This is a genomic window from Providencia sp. JGM181, from assembly GCF_018257375.1.
In the GTDB taxonomy this organism is placed as follows: Bacteria; Pseudomonadota; Gammaproteobacteria; order Enterobacterales; family Enterobacteriaceae; genus Providencia; species Providencia lanzhouensis.
Genome location: NZ_JAERJY010000158.1, coordinates 1 through 7,836, shown reverse-complemented (window position 1 = coordinate 7,836; position 7,836 = coordinate 1). Strand labels below are relative to the sequence as shown.

The following is a 7,836-nucleotide window of genomic DNA, read 5'->3' as shown; positions in this document are numbered from 1 at the left end:
TATCTAACCTCTGCATACTTTCATTACATAAACATAATAAAAATCATTACGTTATAGAAATATAGTTATGCCACTAATTTTTAGGTGAAATTTTAGCCTGCTTTTTACTCCCTTATATAGGCAAAAACATCATGAAAATTATAAATATCAGACGTAAATTCCAATAATCAGTAACAACGCACTTCCAAGCATTTAACGCTCAAAAAATTAAGTTTGACATTATTATTGGAATCACGTATCAATAAATACAGATTATTTGAAATTCAAAGAGAGACAGTTAACCATGACATCTTCTATCCGCCTACTAAGCCTACTACTACTCGCAGCCAATTTGCGCGGTATGCTTATGGATGGAAAGTAAAACAAATACTGTCCACAAACATAAAGAAGCCCGCGCAACTAGCGGGTTTTTTTATGCCTGCGGCTAGATGGGAATCCAACAAACAGAATTAAAAACAACAAAATTTAGTCTATGAGGAACGCATTATGAACAACCAAGTTATCATCTTCGACACAACCTTACGTGATGGCGAACAAGCCTTGCAGGCCAGCTTATCAGTTAAAGAAAAATTACAAATTGCTTTTGCATTAGAGCGCTTAGGTGTCGATGTTATTGAAGCAGGGTTCCCTGTCTCATCCCCAGGTGATTTTGAATCTGTTCAAACTATCGCCCGTGAAATTAAAAATAGCCGTATCTGCGCATTAGCTCGCTGTGTTGAAAATGATATTGATGTTGCAGCAGAATCGTTGAAAGTGGCTGAAGCATTCCGTATTCATGTTTTCTTAGCGACATCCAATTTGCATATGCAGAAAAAGTTAAACAAAACGTTTGATGGCGTGATGGACATGGCGATTAACTCCATTAAACGTGCGCGCCGCTATACCGATGATGTAGAATTTTCATGTGAAGATGCAGGCCGTACAGACATTGATAACTTATGTCGTATTGTAGAAGCTGCCATCGGCGCAGGCGCAACCACCATTAATATCCCAGACACCGTCGGCTACACTACCCCATATCAATTCGGTGGCATTATCTCTTCTTTATATGAGCGCGTCCCTAACATTGATAAAGCCATCATCTCCGTTCATTGCCATGATGACTTAGGCATGTCCGTCGCTAACTCCATCAGCGCCGTTCAAGCGGGTGCTCGCCAAGTGGAAGGTACCATTAATGGATTAGGCGAACGCGCAGGAAATACCGCATTAGAAGAAGTGATCATGGCGATTAAATTACGTGAACAGATGTTAGGTGTGCACACCAATATCAATCACAAAGAAATTTACCGTACCAGCCAGTTAGTTAGCCAATTATGCAATACCCCAATCCCTGCTAATAAAGCGGTTGTGGGCAGCAACGCATTCGCGCACTCATCAGGGATCCACCAAGATGGCGTGTTAAAGAATCGCGAAACTTACGAAATTATGACCCCTGAATCCATCGGCTTAAAAGAGCAGCAATTAAACTTAACGTCCCGTTCAGGTCGTGCCGCCGTTAAACACCGTATGGAAGAGATGGGCTATAGCGAAGGTAAAGATTTTAATTTAGATGAGCTGTATACCGCATTCTTGAATTTAGCGGATAAAAAAGGGCAAGTATTTGATTATGACTTAGAAGCTTTAGCCTTTTTCGCGAAACAGCAAGACGAAACTGACCACTTTGTCATGGATTACTTTAGTACACAGTCAGGTTCAAGCATTGTTGCCACTGCAACAGTCAAAATGCAGTGCGGTGAAACAGAAAAATCAGAAGCTGCGACCGGAAATGGCCCTGTTGATGCTATCTATCAAGCGATTAGTAAAATCACCAACTACCCAATGAAATTGGTTTCTTATCAATTGTCCGCAAAAGGTCAGGGTGAAAATGCCTTAGGACAAGTGGATATCGTCGCTGAATGTTTTGGTCGTCGTTTCCACGGTATGGGATTAGCAACGGATATCGTTGAATCATCTGCAAAAGCCATGGTGCACGTATTAAATAGTATTTGGCGTGCAGAACAAGTCGAAAAAGAAAAACAAAAAATCTCTGACCAAGAGTCACAAATTAATACAAAGGAAGCGGTGTAAACATGTCTACGAATTTTAATATTGCGGTATTAGCGGGCGATGGAATCGGCCCCGAAGTGATGGCTCAAGCTCATAAAGTCTTGAACGCGATTAGTAAGCGCTTTGCTATCACAATTTCAACCAAAGCCTATGATGTGGGTGGCGCCGCCATTGATAATCACGGCGAGCCATTACCGCAAGCAACAGTCAAAGGTTGTGAAGAAGCTGATGCCGTATTATTTGGCTCAGTCGGTGGTCCAAAATGGGAACATTTGCCACCAGACAGCCAGCCTGAACGCGGCGCATTATTACCATTGCGTAAGCATTTTAAATTATTCAGTAATTTACGCCCTGCTCGTTTATACCAAGCATTAGAAGCATTTTGCCCATTACGCGCCGATATTGCCGCTCAAGGGTTTGATATTTTATGCGTCCGTGAATTAACTGGCGGGATCTATTTTGGTCAGCCAAAAGGACGTAAAGGCGAAGGCGCTGAAGAATATGCTTTCGATACCGAAGTTTATCACCGCTATGAAATTGAACGCATTGCCCGTATTGCCTTTGAATCTGCGCGTAAACGTAGCCATAAAGTGACTTCAATTGATAAAGCTAATGTTTTGCAAAGCTCCGTATTATGGCGCGAAGTGGTTAACCAAATTGCCAAAGAGTACCCAGACGTTGAAGTAAACCATATGTATATCGACAACGCAGCGATGCAGATGATCAAAGCCCCTTCTCAGTTTGATGTGGTGCTGTGCTCTAACTTATTCGGCGACATTATTTCCGATGAGTGTGCGATGATCACTGGCTCGATGGGTATGTTGCCTTCTGCTAGCTTAAACGCCGATGGCTTTGGCTTGTACGAGCCAGCAGGCGGTTCAGCGCCAGATATCGCAGGCAAAAACATCGCCAACCCAATCGCACAAATTTTATCGGCATCCATGTTATTGCGCTTCAGTTTGAATCAAACGGAAGCGGCAGATGCTATCGAAAGAGCGGTGAATAAAGCATTAGAAAATGGCTATCGTACTGCGGATTTAGCGGGCAATGGTCAATCAATCAGTACCAGTGAAATGGGTGACATTATCGCCCGTTATATTGAAGAAGGGGTTTAACATGTCGAAGACTTTATACCAAAAATTATATGACGCTCACGTTGTCCGTGAAGTTGAAAACGAAATCCCTTTAATTTATATCGATCGCCACTTGGTACATGAAGTGACTTCACCGCAAGCGTTTGATGGTTTAAGAACCAAAAATCGCCCGCTGCATCAACCAAGCAAAACATTTGCAACCATGGATCATAACGTGTCAACGCAGACTAAAGATATCAATGCCTGCGGCGATATGGCGCGAATTCAAATGCAAGAGTTGATGAAAAACTGCGAAGAATTCGGCGTGACTTTATACGATTTAAATCACCCATATCAGGGTATTGTCCATGTTATGGGGCCAGAGCAAGGTATCACTTTACCGGGTACAACCATCGTTTGTGGTGACTCTCATACCGCCACTCACGGTGCATTCGGCGCATTAGCTTTTGGAATTGGGACGTCCGAAGTTGAACACGTCATGGCAACCCAAACTTTGAAACAAGCGCGAGCCAAAACCATGAAAATTGAAGTGGTGGGTAAAGCGCCTGCGGGGATCACCGCAAAAGATATCGTTTTAGCTATTATCGGCACCACGGGTAGCGCAGGTGGAACGGGCTACATTGTCGAATTCTGCGGTGACGCGATTGAAGATTTGAGTATGGAAGGTCGCATGACCGTCTGTAATATGGCGATTGAGTTAGGCGCTAAAGCCGGCATTATCGCCCCCGATGAAACCACCTTTAATTATATGAAAGGTCGCCAATTTGCACCGAAAGGTCAAGATTGGGATGATGCCGTTGCATATTGGAAAACGTTAAGAACCGATGATAATGCAAAATTTGACAAAGTGATCACCATCCAAGCCGAGACTATTGCCCCGCAAGTCACTTGGGGTACCAACCCAGGGCAAGTGATCGCCATTAACCAACCGATCCCAGCCCCAGAATCGTTTGCCGACCCCGTCGAACGTGCTTCTGCGGAAAAAGCCTTGGCATACATGGGATTGGAATCAGGTATTAAGTTATCCGACGTGAAGATTGATAAAGTTTTTATTGGCTCTTGCACTAACTCACGTATTGAAGATTTACGCGCTGCGGCTGCCATTGCCAAAGGAAAAAAAGTCGCGTCTGGCGTACAAGCCATTGTGGTACCAGGTTCCGGTCCCGTCAAAGCCCAAGCTGAACAGGAAGGTTTGGATAAAATCTTTATCGATGCGGGCTTCGAATGGCGCTTACCAGGCTGCTCAATGTGCTTAGCGATGAACAACGACCGTTTGAATCCGGGTGAACGCTGCGCATCCACCAGCAACCGTAATTTTGAAGGTCGCCAAGGTCGTGCGGGTCGTACCCACTTAGTTAGCCCTGCAATGGCTGCTGCCGCAGCGATTAACGGTCATTTTGCTGATGTTCGTGACATTCAAATCTAAAGGAGAAAACCATGGATAAGTTTATTAAGCATGTTGGGATTGTCGCCCCTTTAGATGCCGCAAACGTCGACACCGATGCCATTATTCCAAAACAGTTTTTGCAGAAAGTGACGCGCACAGGCTTTGGTCAGCACTTATTTAATGACTGGCGTTTTTTAGATGATAAAGGTCAGCAACCTAACCCTGATTTTGTTTTGAACAAACCGGTATTTAAAGGCGCTAGCATTCTGTTAGCCCGTGAAAACTTTGGTTGTGGTTCATCTCGCGAACACGCGCCGTGGGCATTAACCGATTTCGGTATCCAAGTGGTTATTGCGCCAAGTTTCGCCGATATTTTTTACGGTAACTCGTTTAACAACCAACTGTTGCCAATTAAATTAAGCGAGCAGCAAGTGGATGAGATGTTCAATTATGTGAACCAGCATGAAGGTTGCCAGTTCACTGTCGATTTAGAAGCGCAAACCGTCACCGCTGGTGATAAAGTTTATGCTTTCGAAATTGACAGCTTCCGCCGTCATTGCATGATGAATGGCTTAGACAGCATTGGTTTGACGTTACAGCACGTTGACCAAATCAAGGATTACGAGCAAAAGCTTCCCGCTTTTATGAATTAATCCCCAGCCCACTTCGGTGGGCTTTTTCTTGCCTATTTGTATTCATAAAAGTAGAACTCAACTCCAACAAACCACGCCTACCAATAAATCCTTCCCCATTAATTCCTAATATGCAATTATTCAATTAATTGCCTCTTTATATTTTTCAAAATAGTTCGCGTTGTGGCAAGGCGGCAAAATGAGGATATCTCTGGGAGCATACTTTAGTATGTGACCTGAGTAGCCGATTGAAGCCAACGCAGTCACAGAGTGAAATATGAAGAAAAATAGGAGTATACATTAGTATGTGACTTGATTAGCCGAGTGAGGCCAACACAGCCACAGCATGAAATATGAAGAAAAAAAGCCAGTATGCATTCACATACCGGCTGGTAAAAATACCATTACTCAATAAAAGGGGGAGTAAACCTGCAACAGACAGGTCAATAGAGCTACTTACTGCCCCCTATTATCTACGGAATATAGGATATTAAAATTGATGCAATTTATTCTGGAGTTCCTCTTTTATGTCTAATTCTCGATTACAAACGCAATTTGTACGCTTGTGGCAGCATTTTCAGGGAAAAAACAGTGAAACCACATTGCAAGATATTGCCGATATTTTGTTTTGCTCTCGCCGTCATGTTCGCACCCTGCTCAATAATATGCAGTCCCATGGCTGGCTCAGTTGGCAAGCAGAATCAGGACGAGGAAAACGCTCCGCATTAATTTTTCATATCAATGGATTAGAGCTACAACAAGCACAGGCTGAGCAGCTTTTAAAAGAAGAAAGTATTGAAAAACTCGTGGCGCTCGTTGGCGATAAAGAGACTATCCGCCAAATGGTCTTATCTGAGCTTGAGCGAAGTTATCGACAAGGTAAAAACTTACTGCGCATCATTTATTACCGTGATTTTCCTAACTTACTTCCTGGCACCCCAATGCGCCGCTCTGAAATCCATTTAATGAGCCAGATATTTAATGGATTAACTCACTTAAATGAGGAAAAAGGGGAAGTGGAAGATGGTATTGCTCACCACTGGCAAGCCATTAACGAACAACATTGGCGCTTTTATTTACGCCCAGCTATCTATTTCCATCATGGACGTGAAATGCAAGTGGAGGATATTATCCACTCATTATTACGATTAAAGCAGTGCTGGCCGCTATTCTCGCATATTCACTCGGTCACTTCTTCGCAGCCTTATGTCATTGACGTCCATCTGAGCCATCCTGATACGCAATTTCCTTGGTTACTCGGTAGCCCACATGCCGCCATTCTCCCAAAAGAGTGGGAAACCATCAGCGGCTTTAGTCAGCGCCCTATTGGTACAGGTCCTTATGAAGTCGAAACCAATATCCCGCAGAAACTCACCATCAGCGCTTTTGACCGCTATTTTGGCTATCGCGCCTTGTTAGATGAAGTGACCATTTGGGTGGTTCCCGAACTTTCTGAGCAGATGGTGTGTACCACATTAAAAATGGATGGAGATAAGCGCCACAATGACTCCCTCGAAAGCCGCATGGAGGAAGGTTGCTATTTTCTGTTATTCGACCAACGCTCCGACATTTCTCAACGGGAAGATGTGCGTAAATGGCTGTGCAGCTTTTTAACGCCCGTCAACCTACTGGCGCACTGTGAATCCTTCTATCAACGCCACTGGGCGCCGGCTTATGGATTACTGCTTCATTGGCACCACAGTAAAATGCTTTCCCAGCGAACCAAACCTGAAGACTTAACTGAGCTAACTGTCACTTTTTATCGCCATCATCATGAATTCTATGCTATCAGCCAAATCATGAAGCGAGTGTTAGAAACTCAAGGAGTGACACTTAAAATTAACATCGTTGATTATGATGATTGGTTTAATGGAGATGCTAAAAGCGATATCTGGCTCTCCACCGCCAACTTTTATAAGCCTCTTGAATTCTCTATCTTCGCTACGCTGTACGAAATGCCACTATTGCGCCAATGTTTGGGGAAAAACCTCGATGAAGAGTTACAACTTTGGCGCCAGCAAAAATTAGATGTGGAATCTTGGTGTGAGAGTTTGATTGATTCCCAGATCTTCCACCCAATTTTTCATCACTGGTTAGAGCTACAAGGGCAAAGAACGATGCGGGGTGTTCGTATGAATACCTTTGGCTGGTTTGACTTTAAATCAGCTTGGTTTAAGCCAACTGAGGATAATGCACAGAATTGATGATAGTTATAAACAGTTAGAGTGAGTAAAATGGATTTTATTCACTTTTTCTGTGGATATCCATGTGAACAACCAGATAGTAATCAGGGTATATCCCAACTGTTCATTTCTAACAAAAAATCACACTAAAAAATAAAACATTATAAATCATAGTAATAAATGAATTTCACACCAGATATCCACTGTGAGTTTTTCCGTGTTTTTTTGTTAGGAGTTCAACTGAGCAAAGATCAATCAATGCATGTTTTATCCACAAGGAATGTACTTAACTTACTCGCTTTTTGTGACGAGCTTCAATAAATGACATTAGTCAAGGCTGTAAATGCACACAGTAATCGCAGTTTTTCACAGTTATCCAGAAATCCTGTGGATAACCTAGTGCATGATCCTGTGATTATCTTGGGATGAAGTTGAATAACCCTAAATATTCATAATCCCGTCAGTGATTATTATCTAATATCCATATACTGTCT

At 43.0% G+C, this 7,836-nt stretch carries 5 protein-coding genes; all 5 read left to right on the top strand.

Annotated elements, in window-relative coordinates; translation table 11 throughout:
* The first annotated feature begins 486 nt into the window (after positions 1-486).
* Positions 487-2,067: a 2-isopropylmalate synthase gene (gene leuA, locus JK188_RS15335; protein ID WP_211886319.1), complete on the top strand. Its 1,581-nt coding sequence runs from the start codon at positions 487-489 to the stop codon at positions 2,065-2,067.
* A gap of 2 nt (positions 2,068-2,069) precedes the next feature.
* Entirely contained in the window at positions 2,070-3,161 is a 1,092-nt protein-coding gene (gene leuB, locus JK188_RS15330) for a 3-isopropylmalate dehydrogenase (protein WP_211886321.1), read from the top strand.
* Position 3,162: 1 nt separating this feature from the next.
* On the top strand, positions 3,163-4,566 hold the full coding sequence (gene leuC / locus JK188_RS15325) for a 3-isopropylmalate dehydratase large subunit (RefSeq protein ID WP_211886323.1): 1,404 nt from the start codon (positions 3,163-3,165) through the stop codon (positions 4,564-4,566).
* Between the two features lie 11 nt (positions 4,567-4,577).
* On the top strand, positions 4,578-5,180 hold the full coding sequence (gene leuD / locus JK188_RS15320; RefSeq protein WP_181477421.1) for a 3-isopropylmalate dehydratase small subunit: 603 nt from the start codon (positions 4,578-4,580) through the stop codon (positions 5,178-5,180).
* Between the two features lie 506 nt (positions 5,181-5,686).
* Positions 5,687-7,363 (top strand): HTH-type transcriptional regulator SgrR, encoded by a 1,677-nt coding sequence (sgrR, locus tag JK188_RS15315; RefSeq protein WP_211886324.1) that lies wholly within the window; start codon positions 5,687-5,689, stop codon positions 7,361-7,363.
* Positions 7,364-7,836: the final 473 nt, after the last annotated feature.